This window comes from Bradyrhizobium sp. HKCCYLS3013 (genome assembly GCF_051167615.1).
Lineage (GTDB): Bacteria > Pseudomonadota > Alphaproteobacteria > Rhizobiales > Xanthobacteraceae > Bradyrhizobium.
Window position 1 is genome coordinate 1 of record NZ_JBNPTK010000011.1, and the last position, 21826, is coordinate 21826.

The 21826-nt window shown below is 66.1% G+C and carries 20 protein-coding genes and 1 pseudogene; 14 read left to right on the forward strand and 7 right to left on the reverse strand.

Going from position 1 to position 21826, the window contains the following annotated elements; genetic code table 11:
- From ACQR1F_RS19810 to ACQR1F_RS19845, 8 genes and pseudogenes are all read left to right on the forward strand, one after another.
- A pseudogene (locus ACQR1F_RS19810) lies at nucleotides 1–105 on the forward strand (response regulator); the annotation flags it as partial.
- A gap of 26 nt (nucleotides 106–131) precedes the next feature.
- Complete coding sequence (locus ACQR1F_RS19815; RefSeq protein WP_315714012.1) at nucleotides 132–602, forward strand: chemotaxis protein CheW; 471 nt, start codon at nucleotides 132–134, stop codon at nucleotides 600–602.
- A 68-nt stretch (nucleotides 603–670) separates the two neighbouring features.
- Nucleotides 671–1036: a response regulator gene (locus ACQR1F_RS19820; RefSeq protein WP_006613312.1), complete on the forward strand. Its 366-nt coding sequence runs from the start codon at nucleotides 671–673 to the stop codon at nucleotides 1034–1036.
- 74 nt (nucleotides 1037–1110) lie between these two features.
- Nucleotides 1111–2301 carry a protein-glutamate methylesterase/protein-glutamine glutaminase gene (locus tag ACQR1F_RS19825; protein ID WP_316177476.1) on the forward strand — a complete coding sequence of 397 codons (1191 nt, stop codon included), beginning with the start codon at nucleotides 1111–1113 and terminating at the stop codon, nucleotides 2299–2301.
- Complete coding sequence (locus tag ACQR1F_RS19830) at nucleotides 2298–3167, forward strand: CheR family methyltransferase (protein WP_316237638.1); 870 nt, start codon at nucleotides 2298–2300, stop codon at nucleotides 3165–3167. Before ACQR1F_RS19825 ends, ACQR1F_RS19830 begins: the two co-directional genes overlap by 4 nt.
- A 222-nt stretch (nucleotides 3168–3389) precedes the next feature.
- Nucleotides 3390–5144 (forward strand): circadian clock protein KaiC, encoded by a 1755-nt coding sequence (gene kaiC, locus ACQR1F_RS19835; RefSeq protein ID WP_434913689.1) that lies wholly within the window; start codon nucleotides 3390–3392, stop codon nucleotides 5142–5144.
- Nucleotides 5141–5437 carry a circadian clock KaiB family protein gene (locus ACQR1F_RS19840; RefSeq protein WP_315803219.1) on the forward strand — a complete coding sequence of 99 codons (297 nt, stop codon included), beginning with the start codon at nucleotides 5141–5143 and terminating at the stop codon, nucleotides 5435–5437. Before kaiC ends, ACQR1F_RS19840 begins: the two co-directional genes overlap by 4 nt.
- An 11-nt stretch (nucleotides 5438–5448) precedes the next feature.
- A complete protein-coding gene (locus tag ACQR1F_RS19845; RefSeq protein ID WP_434840207.1) occupies nucleotides 5449–6936 on the forward strand; it encodes an HWE histidine kinase domain-containing protein in 1488 nt (495 codons plus the stop codon).
- A gap of 31 nt (nucleotides 6937–6967) precedes the next feature.
- On the opposite strand, the gene ACQR1F_RS19850 is transcribed toward ACQR1F_RS19845, so the two are convergent.
- The 6 genes from ACQR1F_RS19850 to ACQR1F_RS19875 all read right to left on the reverse strand — a co-directional run bounded on the left by ACQR1F_RS19850 (nucleotide 6968) and on the right by ACQR1F_RS19875 (nucleotide 11775).
- Nucleotides 6968–8080, reverse strand: a complete 1113-nt coding sequence (locus ACQR1F_RS19850; RefSeq protein ID WP_316237635.1) for a DUF2252 family protein — start codon at nucleotides 8078–8080, stop codon at nucleotides 6968–6970.
- Between the two features lie 36 nt (nucleotides 8081–8116).
- The gene (locus ACQR1F_RS19855; RefSeq protein ID WP_316237634.1) at nucleotides 8117–8509 is read right to left on the reverse strand and encodes a hypothetical protein; all 393 of its coding nucleotides are present in this window, start codon (nucleotides 8507–8509) and stop codon (nucleotides 8117–8119) included.
- Between the two features lie 108 nt (nucleotides 8510–8617).
- Nucleotides 8618–9778 (reverse strand): glutathionylspermidine synthase family protein, encoded by a 1161-nt coding sequence (locus tag ACQR1F_RS19860; RefSeq protein ID WP_434913690.1) that lies wholly within the window; start codon nucleotides 9776–9778, stop codon nucleotides 8618–8620.
- A 369-nt stretch (nucleotides 9779–10147) separates the two neighbouring features.
- Nucleotides 10148–10543 (reverse strand): hypothetical protein, encoded by a 396-nt coding sequence (locus tag ACQR1F_RS19865; RefSeq protein WP_434913691.1) that lies wholly within the window; start codon nucleotides 10541–10543, stop codon nucleotides 10148–10150.
- 2 nt (nucleotides 10544–10545) lie between these two features.
- Complete coding sequence (locus ACQR1F_RS19870; protein ID WP_315757399.1) at nucleotides 10546–10950, reverse strand: DUF350 domain-containing protein; 405 nt, start codon at nucleotides 10948–10950, stop codon at nucleotides 10546–10548.
- 69 nt (nucleotides 10951–11019) lie between these two features.
- Nucleotides 11020–11775, reverse strand: a complete 756-nt coding sequence (locus tag ACQR1F_RS19875) for a GntR family transcriptional regulator (protein ID WP_434881236.1) — start codon at nucleotides 11773–11775, stop codon at nucleotides 11020–11022.
- A gap of 204 nt (nucleotides 11776–11979) precedes the next feature.
- On the opposite strand from ACQR1F_RS19875, the gene ACQR1F_RS19880 reads away from it, so the two are divergent.
- The 6 genes from ACQR1F_RS19880 to ACQR1F_RS19905 all read left to right on the forward strand — a co-directional run bounded on the left by ACQR1F_RS19880 (nucleotide 11980) and on the right by ACQR1F_RS19905 (nucleotide 19710).
- Nucleotides 11980–12981 carry an ABC transporter substrate-binding protein gene (locus ACQR1F_RS19880; RefSeq protein ID WP_434913771.1) on the forward strand — a complete coding sequence of 334 codons (1002 nt, stop codon included), beginning with the start codon at nucleotides 11980–11982 and terminating at the stop codon, nucleotides 12979–12981.
- Nucleotide 12982: 1 nt separating this feature from the next.
- Complete coding sequence (locus ACQR1F_RS19885; RefSeq protein WP_434913692.1) at nucleotides 12983–13792, forward strand: ABC transporter permease; 810 nt, start codon at nucleotides 12983–12985, stop codon at nucleotides 13790–13792.
- A gap of 2 nt (nucleotides 13793–13794) precedes the next feature.
- The gene (locus tag ACQR1F_RS19890; RefSeq protein WP_434913693.1) at nucleotides 13795–14565 is read left to right on the forward strand and encodes an ABC transporter ATP-binding protein; all 771 of its coding nucleotides are present in this window, start codon (nucleotides 13795–13797) and stop codon (nucleotides 14563–14565) included.
- Between the two features lie 340 nt (nucleotides 14566–14905).
- Nucleotides 14906–15634 (forward strand): maleate cis-trans isomerase family protein, encoded by a 729-nt coding sequence (locus tag ACQR1F_RS19895; protein WP_316177496.1) that lies wholly within the window; start codon nucleotides 14906–14908, stop codon nucleotides 15632–15634.
- Between the two features lie 19 nt (nucleotides 15635–15653).
- Nucleotides 15654–17057 (forward strand): dihydropyrimidinase, encoded by a 1404-nt coding sequence (hydA, locus tag ACQR1F_RS19900; RefSeq protein WP_434913694.1) that lies wholly within the window; start codon nucleotides 15654–15656, stop codon nucleotides 17055–17057.
- 526 nt (nucleotides 17058–17583) lie between these two features.
- Nucleotides 17584–19710, forward strand: coding sequence for a phospholipase D-like domain-containing protein (locus tag ACQR1F_RS19905; RefSeq protein ID WP_434913695.1), 2127 nt, complete (start codon nucleotides 17584–17586; stop codon nucleotides 19708–19710).
- 1180 nt (nucleotides 19711–20890) lie between these two features.
- On the opposite strand, the gene ctrA is transcribed toward ACQR1F_RS19905, so the two are convergent.
- Nucleotides 20891–21592: a response regulator transcription factor CtrA gene (gene ctrA, locus ACQR1F_RS19910; RefSeq protein WP_012046382.1), complete on the reverse strand. Its 702-nt coding sequence runs from the start codon at nucleotides 21590–21592 to the stop codon at nucleotides 20891–20893.
- Nucleotides 21593–21826 lie beyond the last annotated feature (234 nt).

Below are 21826 nucleotides of genomic sequence, written 5' to 3' on the forward strand. Positions count from 1 at the left end.
CTCTACGACTACATCGCCAAGTTCGACCGGCCCGGCCTGATCGCGGCGCTGAAGGAACAGATCGAGGAACGGGCCCGCGCCGAAGCCAACCGGCGGGCCGCGTGACAGCAAGCGGACAGGAGTAGCGTGCGATGAGCAGCAAGATCGAAACCACCGAGGGCGCCGCCGTCGAATACGTCACCGCGATGATCGGCGGCCAGCTGTTCGGCCTGCCGATCTCCCGGGTCCAGGACGTGTTCATGCCGGAGCGGGTGACGCGGGTGCCGCTGTCATCGGCGGAGATCGCAGGCGTCCTGAACCTGCGCGGCCGCATCGTGACCGTCGTCGACATGCGGGCGCGGCTCGGCCTCGCGCGCGCCGAGGACGGCAAGCCGCCGATGGCGGTCGGCGTCGATCTGCGCGGCGAGTCCTATGGTCTCCTGATCGACCAGATCGGCGAGGTGCTGCGGCTGCCCGAGGAGGGCCGGGAGGAGAACCCCGTCAACCTCGACCCGCGCATGGCGAAGCTTGCCGGCGGCGTGCACCGCCTCGACGGCCAGCTGATGGTCATTCTCGACGTCGATCGCGTGCTCGAGCTCGCCGCCGACAAGATGGCGGCCTGAACACTGCAACGTGAGGGCAGCGGCGCATCAGGCGTCGTTGCATTGGACCCTGATCTCGTGAGGCTGAAATGAGAACTTGTCTGGTAGTTGACGATTCCAGCGTCATTCGAAAGGTGGCGCGCCGCATTCTGGAAGGTCTGGATTTCCAGATCGTGGAAGCGGAGGACGGCGAGCAGGCGCTGGAGATCTGCAAGCGGGGCCTCCCGGATGCGGTGCTGCTCGACTGGAACATGCCCGTCATGGACGGCTACGAGTTCCTCGGCAACCTCCGGCGCATGCCGGGCGGCGACGCGCCGAAGGTGGTGTTCTGCACGACCGAGAACGATGTCGCGCACATCGCGCGCGCGCTGCACGCCGGGGCCAACGAGTACATCATGAAGCCCTTCGACAAGGACATCGTGACCGCGAAGTTTCAGGAAGTCGGGCTGATCTGATCTCCGTCGCGTGCGTCGGTCCCGTGGTCATCCGGGCTTGCCGTCACCCCGTGCCTCTGTCCTGTTGGTGAACTATGAGCGTCGCGTTGGCCAGTTCTTCGATCCCAAGTTCGACCAGGCAGGAACCTCTCCGGGTGATGGTCGTGGACGATTCCGTGGTCATCCGCGGCATGATCTCGCGTTGGATCGCGTCTGAGCCCGACATGGTCGTGGCGGCGTCGCTGCGCACCGGCCTCGAAGCCGTGAACCAGATCGATCGCGTCAATCCCGACGTCGCCGTGCTCGACATCGAAATGCCCGAGCTCGACGGCATCGCCGCCCTGCCGAAGCTGCTTGCCAAGAAGAAGAACCTCGCCGTCATCATGGCGTCGACGCTGACCCGCCGCAACGCGGAGATCAGCTTCAAGGCGCTGTCGCTCGGCGCGGCCGACTACATCCCGAAGCCCGAGAGCACGCGCGAGGCCTCGGCGGCCGACAATTTCCACTACGATCTGATTCAGAAGATCCGCAATCTCGGCGCCAAGGCGCGCCGCGCCGCTCCCGCTCCGCATGCGCCGGCCGCCTCGCCGATCGTCCCGCAAGTCCAGGGGCTCCGGCCTGCGCCCACGGCGCGGCCGATGGTCGCCCCCGTGGCGCCCGCCGTGCCGACCCAGCTGGCGCGCCGTTCATTCAGCTCGCAGATGCCGAAGGTGCTGCTGATCGGATCGTCGACCGGCGGCCCGCAGGCGCTGATGTCGCTGGTGACCGAGCTCGGCCCCGTGATCGATCGCTTTCCGGTGCTGATCACCCAGCACATGCCGCCGACCTTCACCACCATCCTCGCCGAACATCTGGCGCGCTCGAGCCGCCGGCCGGCCCACGAGGCCGTCGACGGTGAAGTGGTGAAGCCGGGTCAGATCTACCTTGCGCCCGGCGGCCGCCACATGCGTGTGGCGCGCCATGGCGCCGATGTGGTGATCGCGCTCGACAACGGTCCTCCGGTCAATTTCTGCAAGCCCGCCGTCGATCCCTTGTTCATGTCGGCGATCGAGGTCTGGCAGGGCTCGACCCTGGCCGTGATCCTCACCGGCATGGGATCCGACGGCATGCGCGGCGGCAAGGACATCGTCGCCGCCGGCGGCAGCGTGATCGCGCAGGACGAGGCGACCAGCGTGGTCTGGGGCATGCCGGGCGCAGCCGCCAATGCCGGCATCTGCGCGGCCGTCCTTCCCTTGAATCAGATTGGACCGAAGCTGGTTCGTCTGTTTGCTGGAGACCGTTCGTGACACCCCTGGACTATGAGTTCTTGCGTAAGGTCCTGAAGGATCGCTCCGGCCTCGATCTGTCGGCCGATAAGCAGTACCTGGTCGAAAGCCGGTTGCTGCCGCTGGCCCGCCGCTCCAACCTGCCGGGCATCACGGAGCTGGTGCAGAAGATCAAGAGCGGCGCGGAGCAGCTCACGACGCAGGTGGTCGAGGCGATGACCACCAACGAGACGTTCTTCTTTCGCGATAAGATTCCGTTCGATCATCTCCGTGAGGGCATCCTGCCGGCGCTGATCCAGTCGCGCGCCAATCGTCGGTCCCTTCGCATCTGGTCGGCCGCCTGCTCGACCGGACAGGAGCCGTATTCGATCGCGATGTGCCTGCGGGAGCATGGCGCGGCGCTGGCCGGCTGGCGCATCGAGATCGTCGCCACCGACCTGTCGCAGGAGGTGCTGGAGAAATCGAAGGCCGGCCTCTACAGCCAGTTCGAGGTGCAGCGTGGATTGCCGATCCAGCTGCTGGTGAAATATTTCACGCAGCTCGGCGAGCTCTGGCAGCTCAGCGCCGACATTCGCGGCATGGTCCAGCATCGCCAGCTCAACCTGCTGCAGGACTTCTCGCATCTCGGCAAGTTCGACATCATCTTCTGCCGCAATGTGCTGATCTATTTCGACCAGGACACCAAGGCCTCGATCTTCGAGCGAATGGCCAAGGTGATGGAGCCGGACGGCACGCTGTTGCTGGGAGCCGCCGAATCGGTCGTCGGCATCACCGACGCGTTCCGGCCGAACCAGGAGCGGCGGGGTCTTTACCAGATCAATCCGGTGCGCAGCCCGCGCGGCGGCGCGGCGCTGCTGCCCGGCCTCAAGGTGGTTGCGGCGCGCTGACGCCGGCCGGAGCGGTCGGTGACCGAGGGCGCTTCGAGCGGTCGGGCGGTCGGCCACTCCGTCACGTGCGCACCCGTCCCGCGCGGGCGGCCAGCCTTTTCTGCGCCCGCAGGCCTCTTTCCGGAGTAAATCTCGTCGACCCATGGAACTTTTCGGTTCCCGCCGCGTCTACTCATGCCTTTGTGTGGGCTCATGCGTGTTGGATTGATGGCGGGGGATTGGATGAAAACGAGTGTGCGTCCTCGGATTGTGACGCGGGATCTTCCTGTCATCGCCAAATCGCCGACCGGGATCGACGGTCTCGACGAGGTCACCTTCGGCGGCTTGCCGCAGGGGCGGCCGACGCTGCTGTGCGGCGCGGCCGGTTGTGGCAAGACATTGTTCGCGATGACGTTTCTCTACAATGGCGCGGTCGCCTATGACGAGCCGGGTGTGTTCATTGCCTTCGAGGAGCAGCCCGAGGACCTGATCAAGAACGTCGGCTCGCTCAGCTACGACGTCGAGCGGCTGATCGAGCAGAAGAAGCTCGTGGTCGACCACATCCATCTCGATCGCAACGAGATCGAGGAGGCGGGGGATTACGATCTCGACGGCCTGTTCATCCGCATCGGCTTCGCGATCGACTCGATCGGCGCCAAGCGCGTCGTGATCGATACCATCGAGACCCTGTTCGGCGGCCTCGACAACCAGGCGGTGCTGCGCTCCGAGCTGCGCCGGCTGTTCGAATGGCTGAAGAGCAAGGGCGTCACCGCCATCATCACCGGCGAGCGCGGCGACGGCACGCTGACCCGCTACGGCCTCGAGGAATACGTCGCCGACTGCGTCATCCTGCTCGACAACCGCGTGCATGACCAGCTCTCGACGCGCCGGCTGCGCGTGGTGAAGTATCGCGGCACGGCGCACGGCACCAACGAATACCCCTTCATCATCGACCAGGAAGGCATCACGGTGATGCCGATCACCTCGTCGGGCCTCGCGCATGATGCGTGGACCGAGCGGGTGTCGACCGGCATCGCCGATCTCGACCAGATGCTCGAGGGCCAGGGCTACTACAAGGGGTCGAGCATCCTGATCTCGGGCATGGCCGGCGCCGGCAAGTCGACGGTCTCGGCGCACTTCGCCAACTCGATCTGCAGGAGCGGGCAACGCTGCATCTATTTCGCGATGGAAGAATCGCCGCAGCAGATCATCCGCAACATGAAGTCGGTCGGTCTCGACCTGCAGCAATGGGTCGATCGCGGCCTGCTGCGGTTCTCCGCGCGGCGGCCCAATCTGTACGGGCTGGAAACCCATCTCGCCGCGATGCATCGCGAGGTCAAGGAGTTCGATCCCGCAGCCGTCGTGGTCGATCCCATCTCCGCACTCATGGGCGCCGGCGTTGCCGGCGACGTGCATTCGATGACGTTGCGCCTCATCGACTTCCTGAAGGCGCGCGGAGTCACGGCGCTGTTCACCAATCTCGGCGCGGGCACGGCGGAGACGGCGACCACCGAGATGCACATCTCGTCACTGACAGACACCTGGCTGCTGCTCTACAATCGCGAGAGCAATGGCGAGCACAATCGCCAGCTCTATCTGCTGAAGTCGCGCGGCATGGCGCATTCCAACCAGGTCCGCGAATTCCTGATGAGCAGCGACGGCATCTCGCTGCGCGAGGTCTATGTCGGGCCGGACGGCGTGCTCACGGGATCGTCGAGGGTGGCGCAAGAGGCGCGAGACCGCGCCGAACGCCTGCTGCGCATGCAGGATCTGGAACGTCACGCGCGCGAGAGCGAGCGCCGCCGCCGCGACCTCGCAGCGCAGATCGAGACGCTCAAGGCTCAACTGGCCAACGAGGAAAGCGAGATGGCGCTCATCAATCTGGAAGGTGCGGCTCGCGACGATCAGCGTGAAGCCGCTCGCATGGCCCAGGTCGAGAGCCGCTCGTCCAGGCCCGCTCCGAGCTCCCCAGCCAACCCGCTGAGATCCAGCAAATGATGGCCGCTCCGATGGAACAGGATGGCTACAATCTCCGGCTCTATGTTGCCGGTCAGACCCCGAAATCGCTGGCGGCTCTCGCCAATCTCAAGAAGCTGTGCGAGACGCATCTGCCGGGCCGCTACACCATCGAGGTGATCGACCTGATGAAGGATCCGGCCCTCGCACAACGAGACCAGATCGTCGCGATCCCGACCTTGATCCGTCAACTGCCCGAGCCCCTCAAGCGCATCATCGGCGATCTCTCCAATGCGGAGAAGGTGCTGGTTGGTCTGGACATCGCACCGAGCTGAACGGAGGACGCGTGGCATCAACAGACGCGATGCAGGCGGGACGGCCGCGTAACGAGGCGGAAGAGACGGTCGAGGCCATTCATCGCGGCAACGTCGATGCCGTGGTGGTGCAGGGCCCGACCGGACCCCAGGTCATCATGCTGCAGGGCGCGGACGCGCCCTATCATGTGCTGGTCGAGCGCATGAGCGACGGCGCGCTGACGCTCGATGCCGACGGCTGCATCGTCTACGTCAATTCCAGGCTGTGCGCGCTGACCGGCCTCGACGCACAGGAGCTGGTGGGACGCAGCTTCGCCTCGCTGTTCGCGGGAGTGGTGCCCGAGCAGCGCGCCGACGATGCCATGACCGACGCACAGCTGCGCCGCGCCGATGGCGGCCAGCTGCCGGTGTCGGTGTGGATGCGCCAGATGGTGATGGGCGGCGTCGTCGCCACGCTCGTGACGCTGACCGACATGTCGATTCAACGGCGCGCCGAGGAGGTCGCCAATGCCGAGCGCTTCGCGCGCTCGATCCTGGAACAGGCGACCGATGCGGTGGTGGTGCTGGCGCTCGACGGCCGGATCACCCATGCGAGCTGGGTCGCCGAGCAGCTTGCCGAGCGGCCGCCGGTCGGGCAGTTGTTTTCGGAGGCGTTCCCGCTCGACGGGCAGAGCGCCAGCCAGGAAAGTACGTTGACGCGGTTCTCGCGCGAGAGCCTGGATCAGGCGTTGGCGACCAAGCCCTTCCATGGCGTCGAGGTCGCCTTGCGCAATCCGCAGGCGTCGGGACGGTCGTTCCTGCTGTCCGGCGGACCCCTGGTGAACGATCTCAAGGAGACGGTCGGCTCGATCGTCACCCTGACCGACATCACCGAGCGCAAGCGCGCGGAGGAGCAGCAGACCGTGCTGGTCGCCGAACTCAATCACCGGGTGAAGAACATCCTGGCGATCGTGCAGTCGGTGGCGGGGCAGACCTTGCGGACCTCGCCGTCGCTGCCGGCGTTCAACAAGGCGTTCTCCGGGCGCATCCAGGCGGTCTCGATCGCGCACGACATCCTGACGCAGACCCGCTGGATCGGCATCGGGCTGAACGAGTTGCTCACCACCGTGCTGGCGCCCTACGGCATCGGCGAAGGGCGCATCGCCATCGACGGCCCGCCGGTTCTGCTGGAGGCACGGCTCGTTCTGCCGCTCTCGATGGTGCTGCACGAGCTTGCGACCAACGCCTCCAAATATGGCGCGTTGTCCGCCCCCCACGGCCGGGTCACGATCTCCTGGCGCCTGCGCGACGATCGCCGCCGGCTCGAGCTGGTCTGGCTGGAGCGCGGCGGACCGCTGATCGAAGGCGGCGGAGCGCGCGGCTTCGGCACCACGCTGATCGACCGCGTCGTCCGCTTCGATCTCGATGGCGAAGCCCTGCTGGACTTCGAGCCCGCCGGAATTCGCTGCTCGCTGACCTTTGCGCTGACCGCGGAGACGACCCCCGAACATCTGCCGGCATCGGCCGTGCAGCCGGACTGATGACCTGAGCGGTCGCGTCCGGATCCCTGCCTCAGCGCGCGGTCGGAATCGAGCCTGGCGCCTTGCGGCGCCATACATCGTGATCCCTTTCCGTCGCCTCACGCGCGGCGCGCGCAGCTCGACGCAGCCAGCCGGAACCGCGCTTCCCGAGGTCCGCCGCGATCTCGGCGCCGGCGCGGCGGTCGGCGGCATGGATGGAGGCGAGGTCGGTGCCCATGCCGCGCAGGAGCTCGAGCTTGAGATCGGCGCCGGCCTCCTTGCCGAGATCGATCTTGCGCGAGTCCGCAGACAGGCGCCGGACCACGTAGTCCCCGTCGTTGGTTCTGTGAACGTGCAGGAATGGATCGGGCGCGCGATAGGTCCCGGTCGACAGCGCGACGAATCTGTGTGGCGGCGCCGGCCTTGGCTTCTCCGTCCTGTTCTTGGCCCAGGTCCAGGCCGAAGGGACCAGCGCCTTGGCCTCGCGGACGATGCGGCCGCCGCGCCAGGTCGCGACGACGACGTAGCGCGGACGTCCCCGGCTGCCGCCGCCGGCGAAGCGATGGAAGAATGCGGCAGTCTCCACCTGCTCCGGAAGGCTGGCGGTGAGCAGCTTCCGCACCGCGGGTGGAATCGCATCGGCGGCCGCGAGGCCGTCGATCTCGTTCCAGAACGCGCGGCGGCAATCATCCGAGCATTTGACGTAGCGCCTGATCCAGATCTCGTGCTCGTCGAGCAGCGCCGGCCGCGGGTTCTCGAGACCGTCGCGATAGCCTTGGAGAATCGCGTCCGCGGCGTCGCGGCTGTCGATTGCCATGTCGGGCGCGAGCTCGATGCTGGTCGTGAGCCGGACCAGGTCGAAGGCGTAGGGCATCCTCGCGGCCTCGTCGAAATCGTTGACACCCCACACCCAGCGCCCGTCGGCGTCGCGCCACGTGCCGAAATTCTCCAGATGGATGTCGCCGACGCACAGCGCGACCGGAGCCTCGGCCAGCTCCGGGCAGATCTCCTCGATGCGCCGCGCCCAGCGATAGTAGCTGGCGCGCAGCAGGGCGAACGGCGACTTTCGCATGCGCCGGTGCTTGGTGAGGAGGTCGTCCTCGATCACCTTGCATTGGCTGCGAAGCCAGGCCTCGTAGGCCACGGTATCCTCGATGATGGACACGCGATGCCTCCCGATGCACGGGGCGTGAGCGAAGCGTTATGAGTTGCGTTGACGGCGAACGAACGTGGCCTCGCACATCGCGCGCAGCGCGCGCTCGTCGAACGGCTTGGCGAGCCGGGCCAGGCCGCGGAACTCCGGCGGAAACAGCGTCGCGTCGTCATAGCCGGAGGTGATGACGATCCTGAGCTCGCGCGCCATCAGCTGCGGCAGCACGGCGAAGATCTGCTCGCCGCGCAGGTTGACGTCGAGCAGCGCGCCGTCCAGGCCGCCGCGCTCGGCCTCGCGCAGCACGTCGCCGACGCGCGAGACGGGACCGACCACCTCGCAGCCGAACCCCTGCAACACCGTTTCCAGCTCGAGCGCGATCAGGCCCTCGTCCTCGGCGACCAGGATGCGCAAGCCTTCGAGTTCGGTCTTGTCCGTCGCCATGCCTCGTCCCGGCCATGCGCGCCCAATCGCGCAGGGAATTCGCCCTCGGTCCTATCTAATGCTCTCGACCGGCGTGTCGAGGCGTTTTCGCCGGCTGTCGTTAATATCCTACAGGATGGCGTGCGGCAAAAAGCGCGAGCGGTTGCCGGTGATCGGGCTCGTGTCCTCGCGGATCGACAGGCCGCAGGGCTGATGGTCGACGAGCCAGCTGCCGATCACCGGGAACACACCGCCGAAATCCGGCAGCGGCGCCAGCGCCTGGCGGATGAAGCCTTCGGCGCCGTAGGGACCGTCCTGCGCGGAGACGGCGACGCCGTCGGACACCAGGCTGACATTGGCGCCCTCGCGCGAGTAGATCGGCTTGCGCACGAAGCTCGGGCCGAGGCTGGCGGCCTTCGGATCGTCCTCGAAATAGGCCGGCAGCAGGTTCGGATGGCCTTCGTGCATCTGCCAGAGCAGCGGCAGGATGCCCTTGTTGGACAGGATGGCCTTCCACGGCGGCTCGATCCACTGCGTCGGCGCCTGCGCGAGCTTGGCGCCGAACGCATCGCGAAACATCCATTCCCAGGGATACAGCTTGAAGGCGAGCGCGATGTCCTCGTCGTCGAGATCGACGAAGCCGCCGGTCTCGCGCCAGCCGATGTCGGCGACGTCAAGGATGGTTGTCGTCAGGCCTCCTTGGGCTGCCGTGTCGGCCAGATAGGCCAGGGTCGTGGCGTCCTCGGCGTTGGCGGTCAGCCCGGCCAGATGCACGCGGCGCCGCTTGCCGAGGGCGCACCAGCGCTCGATCAGGCGCTCATGGATCGAGTTGTACTGGTCCGCGCGCCCCGGCAGGATGCGGCGCTCGATCGCCTGCTCGAGCCAGGTCCATTGGAAGACCGCGGCCTCGAAGATCGAGGTCGGCGTGTCGGCATTGTATTCGAGCAGCTTCGCCGGCGTACGGCCGCCCTGATAGCTGAGGTCGAACCGCCCGTAGAGGCTGCCGTCCCTCCGGCGCCAGCTCTCCGCCAGCAGGGGCCAGACCGCTTGCGGGATCTTCAGCCGGCGCAGCAGCGCCTCGTCGCCGACGACGCGCGCGACCAGCGCGAGGCACATCTGCTCGAGCTCTGCCGTCGGCTCCTCGATGCCGAGCTCGATCTCGGCGATCGTGAATGCGTAGTAGGCGCGCTCGTCCCAATAGCGCTCGCCGTCGAGCTCGCAGAAGTCGAATCCGCACCGCGCCGCCGTCTCGCGCCAGTCGTCACGCTCGGGACAGGGGATGCGCTGCATCAGCGTCAGCCCAAGGAAGCAGCGAACAAGGCAACAGCGAACAAGGCAACAGGGAACATGCCGTGCCCGTTGCAGCAGGGCGCAGCACGGCCGCGGCCGTCATCGATGATGCGGCCGTGATCACGCCCGCGCGGTCCCGGCGCCGTCCCGCGTCGGTGACCACGCGATCGCTTGCCAGCAAGACGATGCAAGGCGGCGGCGGTCACCGCGGCCCTGATCGTCGCCCGCACCACCCGGTGCGGACGTTGCATCGGATCATTTCCGATGAGTCGGTAGGCCAGTTTTTTATGATTTTGAGTCTGTGTCAAAGATCCGAATCCAAGATAGCAGCATGAACGCGGTGTTTTCACGGCGCCGGCGCGACGAAAATCAGCCGCCGCCTCCGAAGCCGTGCCCGAACGAGCCGAAGCCGCCGCGCGAGACATGGGCGGAGGAGGCCTCGGCGACATGGCCCGAGCCGCTGCTTCTGGAATCACCGTCGCTGCTGGAAAATCCCCAGCGGCCAGAGCCGCTGCTGCCGCTACCGCCGCCGCTCGAGCGGCGTGTCGTGCATTCGCCGGTCTGCGGCTGGCCGGCCATCGTCGGCGTCTCGGCGCCTGGCTGCGGGCAGCTCTGCTGCCGCGGCATCAGCGCATAGGCCGTGCTGCCGACGGCGAGCGTGCCCATCAAGAGCAGCGCAACATGGCCGGAGCGCTTCACCGGCGGCGTCGCGGGCGGGGGCGGCATCGGCCGGCGCTTGCCGAATTCGCGGCGTTTCTCGGCCATGGTCAGATGATCATCGAGGCGGCGTTCAGCGCGCCGGCGGAGAGTGACGCGAGGCCGAGCCAGATCGCCGACGCCAACTCGCCGGCGACGATGCGCTGGGCGAGATCCGGCACCGGAATGCGGACGAGGTAGTAGACGATCACCTGGACGATCAGCGCGACCAGCGCCCAGATCAGGCAGTCCAGCACGTTGGCGGAATGGGCGATGGCGCTGACCAGCGGCAGGGTGAAGCCGAGCAGGCTGAGGCCGAGCGCGATCGCGGCCGAGGGGTGATTGTCCCGGATCAGCTGGAATTCATTGTAGGGCGTGACGCGGGTGTAGACGAACAGGTAGGCCGTCACCGCGACCAGCGCGGTACAGAAGTACACCAGAAAGGCCGGCAGGCCGGCGAGCGATTGCAGGATCATGATCGGGCCAGGCGTGAGGAGCTCTCATCTGTCGCGATGCCAGCATGCCCGGTTCGACGTGAACAAAGTCTATCCGCCCTTCGCCTGGTCCTGCCTGGCCTGGTCCAGCATCTGCAGCACCGAATCCCCGGTCTTGCGGGTGTGCTCGGAGAGCGCCTGCGCGAAGCCGGCGCCGTCTCGGGCCCGCAGCAACGCCATGAAGGCCTCGTGCTCCCGGATCGACTCGTCCCAGCGCCGCGCGTCGTAGTTGGCCACGGCGCGGGCACGGAAGACGCTCGCGTGCAGCGTGCTCCACATGTTGAGCAGCACGGCGTTGCCGGCGAGCCTGGTGATCTCGGCATGGATCTGCTGGTTGAGCCGGAAATAGGCGGCGCGCTCGGCGGCACGATGCAGCGCCACCAGCTCGGCATGTAGGGCGTCGAGCCTGGCAAGGTCGTCCGCCGTCGCACGCGCGGCCGCGGCGCGGCCCGCGGCGGCATCGAGCGACACCATCACGTCAAAGATCTCGGCAATCTCGTTTGCGTCGATCGGCGTCACCACGGGCGTGCGATGCGGCCGCAGCTCGATGAGGCCTTCGGCGGCGAGGATCTTGAAGGCCTCGCGCAGCGGCGTGCGCGACACGCCGAAGGTCTCGCACAGCATGCGCTCGGGCAAGGCAGCGCCGGCGGCGAGCTCGCCGTCCACGATCATCTCGCGCACCCTGGCGACGACCTGATCGTGCAGCGACAGCCGCTCGAGCGGCCGCTTGGAGTGGTCGGACGACAGCTTCAGCCGGGCCGGCTTGAAGCGCGTCTTCAGTCTGGGCCGGGGTGCCGGTGGGGTCATGGGGGCGCGGCTGCTCCGCTGCGAGATGCCTGAAATTCGGGCGATGCGCCCGCGGATCAGGCAGGTTCTTCAAAATTTGAGTGTCATTACATACTGATTTTATTGTATAAAATCAACATTGCATATCGCATCCAGTTGGCACGTCGCTTGCTGATGAGAGCCCAAGCCATGAGAGACAAGCCCGTGGATCGACCTGCCCTGGAGATGGATGTGAAACGTTTCGTGCTGCTCATTCTTGCCCTGTTGGCGCTGCCCTCGCTCAGCTTCGCCGACGACGCCCCCAAGATCAAACTCGGCTACGCCAAATGCGCGCATTGCACGCCGATGTCGCTGACGCCGCAATTCGCGGAGGGCGTCGCGATCGATGCCGTCAGCTTCAACACCGGCACGGACGCGCTGACCGCCCTGGTGTCGAAGAATATCGACGTCGCGCAGGTGACCTATCTGCATTACGCCATCGCGCTCGACAAAGGCTTCGACGTCGTCGCCATCTCCGGCCAGGTCAATGGCGGCTCGGCGATGCTGCTCGCCAACGACATCGAGATTCCGCAGGGCGACTGGGGCGCCTTGAAGGCGCTGATTGCCAAGTACAAGGCCGACGGCAAGCCGTTCCGCGTCGCCGCCTCGCGCGGCAATGCGCAGGACATCCACATGCGCGGCGCCTTCGCCAAGCAGGGCATCGACATCAACAAGGACGTGCAGTTCGTCAACATTCCCAATCCGTCCGATCATCTGCAGGCGCTGCGCCGCGGCGAGGTCGAGCTGATCTGCACGGTCGAGCCGTTCGCCACCCAGATCATGCAGGCCAAGGCGGCGAAGTTCTTCGGCTTCCCCTATGATCAGGCCGCCGGCAAGCTGACTAATTTGATCCTGACCCGCTCCGACGTCATCGCCTCCAATCCGAGGGCGCTCGAAGGCGTGGTGCGCGCGGTGGTCAAGGTCGACGCGCACATCGCCGCCGACAAGCCGGCGCTGATCGAGGTGATCTCCAAGGTCACCGGCCTCGACAAGGCGATCGCCACCGGCGCGGTCGAAAACCTCGATCCCGATCCGAAGATGTACCGCGCCTCGGCGCTCGCGATCGCATCGATGATGCGCGACCTGAAATACATCAACTCGGACGTCACGGCCGCCGTCGAGAAGAATCTCGACTACCGCTTCCTGGAGGCGGCCACCGGCAAGCCGAAGACCGAGCTCGGCTACTGAGATGACGGCGCTCGCCCAGCTCAGGAAGCTCGACCGCGCCATCGTTCCCGTGCTGGTGCTCGCCGGCTGGGAGGCGTTCTCGCGCTCGGGGACGCTGCCGGCAGCCTTGCTGCCGGCGCCGTCGACGGTGGTGTGGGCGTGGGCGGACTGGCTGGTCGGTACCGACGGCAACACCCAGACCTACAGCGCGCACTGGCTGGCCGACATGCTGGCCAGTCTGTCGCGCGTCGCGGCCGGCTTCGCCATTGCCACGGTGCTCGGCGTCGCGCTCGGCGTCGCCATCGGCTGGTCGCGCAAGACCGAGCTCATCATCGAGCCGACCTTGCAGATGCTCCGACCGATCCCGCCGGTGTCGTGGATCCCGCTCGCCATCATCTGGTTCGGAATCGCCAACAAGCCGGCGATCTTCCTGGTGTTTCTTGGCGCGTTCTTTCCGATCCTGCTCAACACCATCCACGGCGTGAAGACCTGCGACCGCAATCTGATCCGCGCCGGCGCCATGGTCGGCGGCAGCGAGCGCAAGCTGCTGCGCTACATCGTGGTCCCAGCGGCGATGCCGAGCATCTTTGCCGGCCTGCGCATCGGCATCGGCTCGGCCTGGATGCTGACGGTCACGGCCGAAATGGTCGCGGTGAAGAGCGGGCTCGGCTACGTGCTGTGGGACAGCTACTACTTCCTGCGCTACGATCTGGTGCTGGCGGCGATGGCGAGCATCGGCCTGCTCGGCTTCTGCAGCGACCTCGCCATCCGCACCGTGATGGCGCGGGTGCTGCATTGGCAGCGCAACACCACCCTGCGCGGCGGAGAGTGAGCATGGCGACGATCGACATCTCCGGCGTCTCAAAGATATTCACCGACAGGAAGCGCAATGCGGACGTCACCGCGCTGAGCGAGATCGACCTCTCCATCGCCCGCAACGAATTCGTCTGCCTGCTCGGGCCCTCCGGCTGCGGCAAGTCCACGCTGCTCAACATGATCGCCGGATTCGAGCAGCCGAGCGCCGGCAGCGTCACGGTCGACGGACGGCCGGTCACCGCGCCCGGCGCCGACCGTGGCGTGGTGTTCCAGCACGCCAATCTGATGCCGTGGCTGCCGGTGTGGGAGAACGTCGCCTTCCATCTGCTGCTCGGCGGCGGCCAGAAGGCTGAGCGCCGCGCCCGCGCGCAGGTCTATATCGACATGGTCGGGCTCACCGGCTTCGAGAACCACTATCCGTCCGAGCTGTCGGGCGGCATGAACCAGCGTGTCGGCATCGCGCGGGCGCTGCTGATGAACCCGCAGGTCATCCTGATGGACGAGCCGTTCGGTGCGCTCGACGAGCAGACCCGCATGGACATGCAGACCGAGCTGGTGCGGATCTGGCAGCAGCACCAGGGCACGATCGTGTTCGTCACCCATGGCATCGACGAGGCGCTGACCTTGGGCACCCATGTGGCGGTGATGAGCGCTCGCCCCGGGCGCATCGTCGAGATCATCCCGATCGATCTGCCGCGCCCGCGGGATATCACCAGCCCGCAATTCAACGCGCTCAAGCGGCATATTCTCGCGTTGCTGCGCGGGGAGCGGGAGAGGGCGCTGGCATGATTGGCGCCTGTCTCCATGGTGCGGAGATTCTGAACCTACTCTCACAGTGGCGCCGAACCGCCGCATCACCGATGACGCGTGCTGTCGCGGCACGGGCGGTGCACCCTCTCCCCTTGTGGGAGAGGGTGGTTTCTCACGAAGTGAGAAACCGGGTGAGGGGTCTCTCTCCGCGGTCTCATCTGTCGAGGCAGACCCCTCACCCGAGCGAGGCCGCTGCACGTTCGTGCATGCCCTCTCCCACAAGGGGAGAGGGCATAGTCACCGGCGGATCGCCCGCTTCTGCTGTTCAAGTATTTCCCGATGGGCCGGAGTTGGCTATGGCAAAGGGATTCACTCACCCATGACCAAACGCACGCTTCTCGGCATGCTGACGCCGTCGTCGAACACCGCGCTGGAGCCGATCACCTCGGCGATGGTCGCGAGCCTGCCCAACGTCTCGGCGCATTTCTCCCGCTTCAAGGTCACCGAGATTGCGCTGTCCACCGACGCGCTGGCGCAGTTCGACATCAGCAACATCCTGCGTGCCGCCGAGCTGCTCGCCCATGCCAAGGTCGACGTCATCGGCTGGAACGGCACCTCCTCGGGCTGGCTCGGCTTCGAGACCGACGTCCGCCTGTGCGAGCAGATCACGGCCGCGACCGGCATTCCCGCGACCACCTCGATGCTGGCGCTGAACGAGATCCTGGCGTCATCGAACGCCACGTCGCTCGGCCTCGTCACCCCCTATCGAGACGACGTGCAGGCGCGCATCATCGCCAATTATGCAAAGCTCGGCATTGCCTGCCGCGGCGACCGGCATCTCAATTTGCAGGACAATTTCTCCTTCGCCGAGGTGACGCCCGCGGAGATCGAGACCATGATCCGCGAGGTGGCGCGCGAGAAGCCGGATGCCATCGCGGTGGTCTGCACCAACATGCGCGCCGCGCCGCTGGCGGCGCGGCTCGAGCTGGAGACCGGCATTCCGATCCTCGACACCATCGCCACCGTGGTATGGAAGTCGCTGAAATTGGCGGGTACGGATCCCCGCGGCGTTAGCGGGTGGGGATCGCTGTTTCAGAGATTCGCCTGAGATTGGGAGAGCGCGTCACATGGCTGCATTCGACACCGTCATCCGCAACGGCACCGTCGCCACCGCGAGCGACACGTATCAGGCGGATGTCGCCATCAAACAGGGCCGCATCGCCGCGATCGGCGAAGCCATCACCGATGCCGATGAGATCGTCGATGCATCGGGCCTGCTGGTGCTGCCCGGCGGCATCGACAGCCACGTCCATATCAGCCAGCCGTCCGGCCCGGGCATCGTCATGGCCGACGATTTCGAGAGCGCGACGCGCGCCGCGGCGTTCGGCGGCAACACCTTCGTGATGCCCTATTGCCTGCAGGAGAAGGGCCAGCCGCTACGCGCGGCGCTGAAGGACTATCACGCGCTGGCCGAGCAGGCCTGCTATGTCGACCACTCCTTCCACCTCATCATCGCCGATCCCACTGATGCCGTGCTCGGCCAGGAGCTGCCGGCGCTGGTCGCCGACGGCTATTCGTCGCTGAAGATCTTCATGACCTATGAGGGTCTCGCACTGAACGACTACGAGATCCTCGGCGTGCTGCAGGTCGCGCGCGAGCAGGGCGCCCTGGTGCAGATCCACGCCGAGAACTACGACGCCATCCGCTTCCTCACCGACCGGCTGGAGCGCGCCGGCAAGGTCGCGCCATACTATCACGGCAAGTCGCGGCCAATTCCGGTCGAGCGCGAGGCGACCCATCGCGCGATCTCGCTGGCCGAGCTGATCGACGTTCCCATCGTCATCGTCCACGTCTCCAACCGCGAGGCGATGGAGGAGATCCGTCGCGCGCAGGCGCGCGGCCTGAAGATCCACGGCGAGACCTGCCCGCAATATCTGGTGCTGACCGAGGAGGACATGCAGGGCCTCAACATGGAAGGCGCCAAATATGTCTGCTCGCCGCCGCCGCGCGATCACGCCAGCCAGCAGGCGTGCTGGGAAGGATTGCAGACCGGCGTGTTCTCGCTGTTCTCGTCAGATCACTGCCCGTTCCGCTACGACGACGAGGCCGGCAAGCTGACGCCGAAGGGCCGCACCAGCTTCCGCTGGGTGCCGAATGGCATCCCCGGCGTCGAGACCCGGCTGCCGATCCTGTTCTCCGAAGGCGTCAGCAAGGGCCGCATCACCCTGAACCAGTTCGTCGCTTTTACTGCGACCAACCACGCCAAGACTTACGGCCTGAAGGGCAAGGGCTCCATCGCCATTGGCTACGACGCCGACATCGCACTGTGGGACCCGAACAAGACGGCGACCATCAGCCAGGCCGGTTTGCACCACGGCTCCGACTACACGCCGTATGAAGGCATCGAGATCACCGGCTGGCCGGTCGCGACCATGCTGCGCGGCAAGTTCGTTGTGCGCGACGGCGAGTTGGTCGGCGCCAAGGGCGACGGCCGCTACGTCAGCCGCGGCAAGCCCGGCGCCGTGGCCTAACGCACGCTCGATCCTCGCGTCGTCGCGAGCGAAGCGATTTGTGGGCCGTAGCTCGCAGAGCGAAGGCGGAAGCAATCCAGTGTCGCGGGCGTAGCCCTGGATTGCTTCGTCGCTTCGCTCCTCGCAATGACGCGAGGATGGATCGCGCCGAACTCATCGCCGTCTGGCGCCAAACTCTCGCGGCAGCGTCGGTGCGCCCCCCTTGCGGGGAGAGGTCGAGGGTGGGGGTCCACGCATTCCGCTCTCTCGGTGAGAGCACGTGTCGTGCAAGCGCCGTCAGCATTCCACATGAACACCGGGATCCATAGCGCGTCCCATGACCTTCAGCGCTGGCGGACCCCCAACCCCAACCCCCTCCCCGCAGGGGGGAGGGGAGCTGACCTCGCGTGCCGCGTGAGCTCGCAGGTCACGATCCTCGCCCTCCCGCACCGCACTGCCGTGCCCTCGATTTCCCTTTCCTGCCCCGGATGCATCGAACCATTGATGCAACCCGGCGACATATCCTTGTCAGACGAGGAGTGCCGCCATGCCCGCGCTTGCATTTTCCAACAACGATATCGCCGTCGTCGCCTGGACCTTCGACCGCCGCCTCGACGGCTGCCTGGGCTTCGCCATTCATCGCATCGATAGCGCCGATAACACCGACACGGTGCTGCCGGCGCTGGCGCGGTTTGCCGGGCAGACCGCCGACAGGCTCGCCACCGACCAGGCGCCAGTGCAGAAGTTCTGGTGGAAGGACCTGTATGCCAGGCGTGGCGGCACCTACAAATATCGCATCGTGCCGATGGGCGGCACGCCCGGCCAGACGCTGACGCCGCTCGCCGGCGTCGCGCCGCTGGAGAGCAATGCGGTCACGCTGACGCCGGAGCGGCCGCCGTTCCACGTCTATTTCAACCGCGGCATCACCGCGACCCAGGCGCTGAGCCATGAGCTGAACGACAAGCCGAGCGTGTCGGCGCTGGCGCCGCACATCCTCGATCCCGCCGATCCCATTCGCATCCGCCTGATGGGCCAGCTCCAGGACGGCCTGACCTCACTGCTGGCGCGCGCCGATGCCGGCGGCGGCACCATTCATGCCGCGCTCTACGAGCTCAACGATCCCGACGGCCTGGAGAAGCAGCTCCACCAGAACCCGGCGAGCCGTAGCGTCATCCTCGGCAACGAGCAGGGCAAGGACTCCGACGATGCCGATGCCGAGAACCGCGCCAATCTGAAGGCGGCCGGCGTCGCCGTGATCGACCGCATCCTCGACAAGGGCAGCATCCCGCACAACAAGTTCATGGTGCTCACCGAGAACGGCAAGCCGAGCGCGGTGCTCTCAGGCTCGACCAACTGGACCTCGACCGGCCTGTGCACCCAGACCAACAATGCGCTGGTGGTGGAAAGCCCAGTGTTGGCGCAGCGCTATCTCGGCTATTGGAACGCGCTGAAGGCCGACGTCGCCGCCGCCGCCGGCAACAAGGCGGCACTGCAGTCGCAGACCTTGCGCGACTTCGCCCATGCCAACAATGCCGACGCGATCCAGGCACCGGTCGACCTCGGCCACGGCGTCACCGTCGAGCCGATGTTCTCGCCCAACACCCACGGCAAGCTCGGCAAGAATCCCGATACGCCCGGTGACATGGGCCGCGTGTTCGAACTGATGAAGGGCGCCAAGCACGCCGTGCTGTTCCTGGCCTTCGATCCCGGCAATAACTCGATCCTCGACGTCGCCGGCCAGTTGCTCAAGGACAAGCCCGATCTGTTCGTGCGCGGCGCGCTGACCAGCCCGGTGCGCGCGACGAACTTCTCCGCCGCGCTGCATTCCGGCGGTCATTCGGAACGTCCGGCGGAGGCGGGCGCGGACGACTCGGCGCCCCAGGTGACGGTGGTCGGCGAGGCCGGCAAGCCGAAGCAGCCGGGCGCCACGGGCAGCATCGATTTTCGTGCGGTGCCGGCCGGCGCGGTGCAGGACGCGTTCGGCAAGTGGGAGCGGGAGCTCGGCAAATACGGCTTCGCCATCATCCACAGCAAGATCGTGGTGATCGATCCGTTCAGCGACGACTGCGTCGTCGTCACCGGCTCGCACAATCTCGGCTTCCGCGCCTCGCACAACAACGACGAGAACATGCTGATCATCCGCGGCCACCGCGGCCTCGCCGAGGCTTATGCCTGCCACGTCCTCGACCTCTACGACCACTACGCCTGGCGCTTCCTCTTGCAGCAGCACCCGGAGATCTTCGGCAAGCCGCTGCAAGGCGACGACACTTGGCAGGACCGCTACATCAAGGGCGCGGACGAGAAGTCACCGGAGCTGCGGTTCTGGCTGTCGGCGGCGGGCGGGGCGGCGACTGCGAGCGGCGGCGAGAGCAGCAGCGGCGGCGCGACGCCGAAGAAGCCGGGCGGTACGGCCAAGCCTGCCGAGAAGCCGGCTGCGACGACCAAGCCTGCAAAGCCGTCAACCAAGCCGGCGAAGAAGACCGCGAAGAAAGCGGCTGCTGCGGCAAAGACAAGCGCGGGCCGCAAGAAGACGACCAAGCGAGTTGTCAAGAAGACGACGAAGAAGGCCGCCGGAAAGAAGGCCAAAGCGAAGGCCAGCAAGAAGGCGGCCAAGAAGAAGACGGCAAAGAGCGCTAAGCGAGCAACGAAGAGCGGGGCGAGGAAGGGGCGCTGATGGCACTCGGCCTGCGCTGCGAGGTGCCGACCATCTCGATCCTTGCGACCGGCTCCTTGGCTTCGATGCTGCCGTCGGCCTTCTCGTAAGCTGTTCCCACTTCGGCGTCGGGTGAAAGGTTGCTTCCGACGCCGATGAGTCTTCTGCACATGGGCCGATGCAGCGAAAACCGGCAGGAAACTTTCGCGGACACGGCTTGCGGTCTGCGCTGACCCCAACGCAAGCCTGTCATTTCGTGCTCGACCGGACGAATTTCGGCTTCTCAAAAATTCTTCTTTCGCTTTTGCAGAATTTGTGTTTTACTCGCTCCGTCCCGCCCCAACGAGGGGACGCTTCGCGGTCGTCACGGACGTCGGGTGTGGGATGCGATGGGCGTTGGAGATCGCAGCATGGCTTGGCCGTGCCGACGAACGATCCCCGGCGCACGGTGAAATCGCGTGGTCCTGGCCTCCCGGTGCTGAGGCCAAGCGCGTGGGCGTTGCGGTCAAGCGCAGCCTGCGGGTGATGGGGGCAAGACAGCCGGTCCCCAGGGAGATCGCGTATAAATCGTAAAGCCATCGCGCGGGGAGGGCCGGGTGTTACGGCCAGACCTGTGGTGACTGCCGCCTGCTTTCTTTTCTGCAGGCGGGCCACGGGCGCGGCCAGCGCCCGGCCTTCCCTGCGCCCTCAGTTAGGTAGAGGGCGGTGAGAATGGCACATCACTCGGGCGCGGGGCGCTGCGAGATCGCGATGACATGGGATGATGGATTTTGGAGAGATCGATGGCGGCGATGGTGCGCGTGGGCCAGGCGCCCCTTGCCTGATGAAAGGCGAGGGCGGCCGTGTCTGGTCGTTTGAGGCGTGCAAGCGCGGCGATCGCGGTGCGCTCCCCTCCCCCTTGCGGGGAGGGGTTGGGGGTGGGGGTTTCTTGCTCAGGACGAAGTTTGGGGCATGGGCCGATACGAGCGGCGGGATCAGTGCTTAGTCCGGTGGAGTGGGGTGAGTCTCGTGCAGACCTTTTCCTGGGCCCCCCAAAACCCCACCCCCTTCCCCCTCCCCGCAAGGGGAGGGGAGCTCACCGTCGGCATCGCAAGAGCGTGCCTCAAACGACACCCCCCACAAACAAAAACCCCGCCATTTGCGGCGGGGCCCAGTCTGGGAGGAGCAAGCCGTGAGGCCTGCCGGAGGACCCAGTGAAAGATCAGGCGGGAATGCGCTCGTCCATGTCGTGCGGCTCGCGCAGCACGTAGCCGCGGCCCCAGACGGTCTCGATGAAGTTGCGGCCTTCGGAGGCGTTGGCCAGCTTCTTGCGCAGCTTGCAGATGAAGACGTCGATGATCTTCAGCTCGGGCTCGTCCATGCCGCCGTAGAGATGGTTGAGGAACATCTCCTTGGTGAGGGTGGTGCCCTTGCGGAGCGAAAGCAGCTCCAGCATCTGGTATTCCTTGCCGGTCAGGTGCACGCGCTGGCCGCCGACTTCGACCGTCTTGGTGTCGAGGTTGACGACGAGGTCGCCGGTCTGGATGACCGACTGGGCGTGGCCCTTGGAGCGGCGGACGATCGCGTGGATGCGGGCGATCAGCTCGTCCTTGTGGAACGGCTTGGTCATGTAGTCGTCGGCGCCGAAGCCGAGACCCTTGACCTTGTCCTCGATGCCGGCGAGGCCGGACAGAATGAGGATCGGCGTCTTGATCTTCGACACGCGCAGCTGCTTGAGCACGTCGTAACCGGACATGTCGGGCAGATTGAGGTCGAGAAGGATGATGTCGTAGTCGTACAACTTGCCGAGGTCGACGCCTTCCTCGCCCAGGTCAGTCGTGTAGACATTGAAGCTTTCGGACTTCAACATCAGTTCGATCGACTGCGCGACGGCGCTGTCATCCTCAATCAGCAAAACGCGCATGCCAGTTCCCCATAGTCGCCGCTCCGGGCGTCAGGTCGGCCGCCATCTGCGGCACTCAAAACGCCTTTGAACAACTGATTCGGATCCTGACGAGAGATGGTTAACAAATCCTGATTCCCCTCCGCAAGCTCTATCCGTGCAATTTTTATCGAATCGCCGTAAGGTGTTGCGATGAAGCAGTTTTTCTTAGCCGCTCTCGTTCAAGCTCCATGTTAAGAGATGGACCTAACCGAC

Coding starts and splice junctions, on each gene's coding strand:
- ACQR1F_RS19815 (WP_315714012.1), top strand. CDS start 132: ATGAGCAGCAAGATCGAAACCACCGAGGGCGCCGCCGTCGAATACGTC.
- ACQR1F_RS19820 (WP_006613312.1), top strand. CDS start 671: ATGAGAACTTGTCTGGTAGTTGACGATTCCAGCGTCATTCGAAAGGTG.
- ACQR1F_RS19825 (WP_316177476.1), top strand. CDS start 1,111: ATGAGCGTCGCGTTGGCCAGTTCTTCGATCCCAAGTTCGACCAGGCAG.
- kaiC (WP_434913689.1), top strand. CDS start 3,390: ATGAAAACGAGTGTGCGTCCTCGGATTGTGACGCGGGATCTTCCTGTC.
- ACQR1F_RS19840 (WP_315803219.1), top strand. CDS start 5,141: ATGATGGCCGCTCCGATGGAACAGGATGGCTACAATCTCCGGCTCTAT.
- ACQR1F_RS19855 (WP_316237634.1), bottom strand. CDS start 8,509: ATGGCGACGGACAAGACCGAACTCGAAGGCTTGCGCATCCTGGTCGCC.
- ACQR1F_RS19860 (WP_434913690.1), bottom strand. CDS start 9,778: ATGCAGCGCATCCCCTGTCCCGAGCGTGACGACTGGCGCGAGACGGCG.
- ACQR1F_RS19865 (WP_434913691.1), bottom strand. CDS start 10,543: ATGGCCGAGAAACGCCGCGAATTCGGCAAGCGCCGGCCGATGCCGCCC.
- ACQR1F_RS19870 (WP_315757399.1), bottom strand. CDS start 10,950: ATGATCCTGCAATCGCTCGCCGGCCTGCCGGCCTTTCTGGTGTACTTC.
- ACQR1F_RS19875 (WP_434881236.1), bottom strand. CDS start 11,775: ATGACCCCACCGGCACCCCGGCCCAGACTGAAGACGCGCTTCAAGCCG.
- ACQR1F_RS19880 (WP_434913771.1), top strand. CDS start 11,980: ATGGATGTGAAACGTTTCGTGCTGCTCATTCTTGCCCTGTTGGCGCTG.
- ACQR1F_RS19885 (WP_434913692.1), top strand. CDS start 12,983: ATGACGGCGCTCGCCCAGCTCAGGAAGCTCGACCGCGCCATCGTTCCC.
- ACQR1F_RS19890 (WP_434913693.1), top strand. CDS start 13,795: ATGGCGACGATCGACATCTCCGGCGTCTCAAAGATATTCACCGACAGG.
- ACQR1F_RS19895 (WP_316177496.1), top strand. CDS start 14,906: ATGACCAAACGCACGCTTCTCGGCATGCTGACGCCGTCGTCGAACACC.
- hydA (WP_434913694.1), top strand. CDS start 15,654: ATGGCTGCATTCGACACCGTCATCCGCAACGGCACCGTCGCCACCGCG.
- ACQR1F_RS19905 (WP_434913695.1), top strand. CDS start 17,584: ATGCCCGCGCTTGCATTTTCCAACAACGATATCGCCGTCGTCGCCTGG.
- ctrA (WP_012046382.1), bottom strand. CDS start 21,592: ATGCGCGTTTTGCTGATTGAGGATGACAGCGCCGTCGCGCAGTCGATC.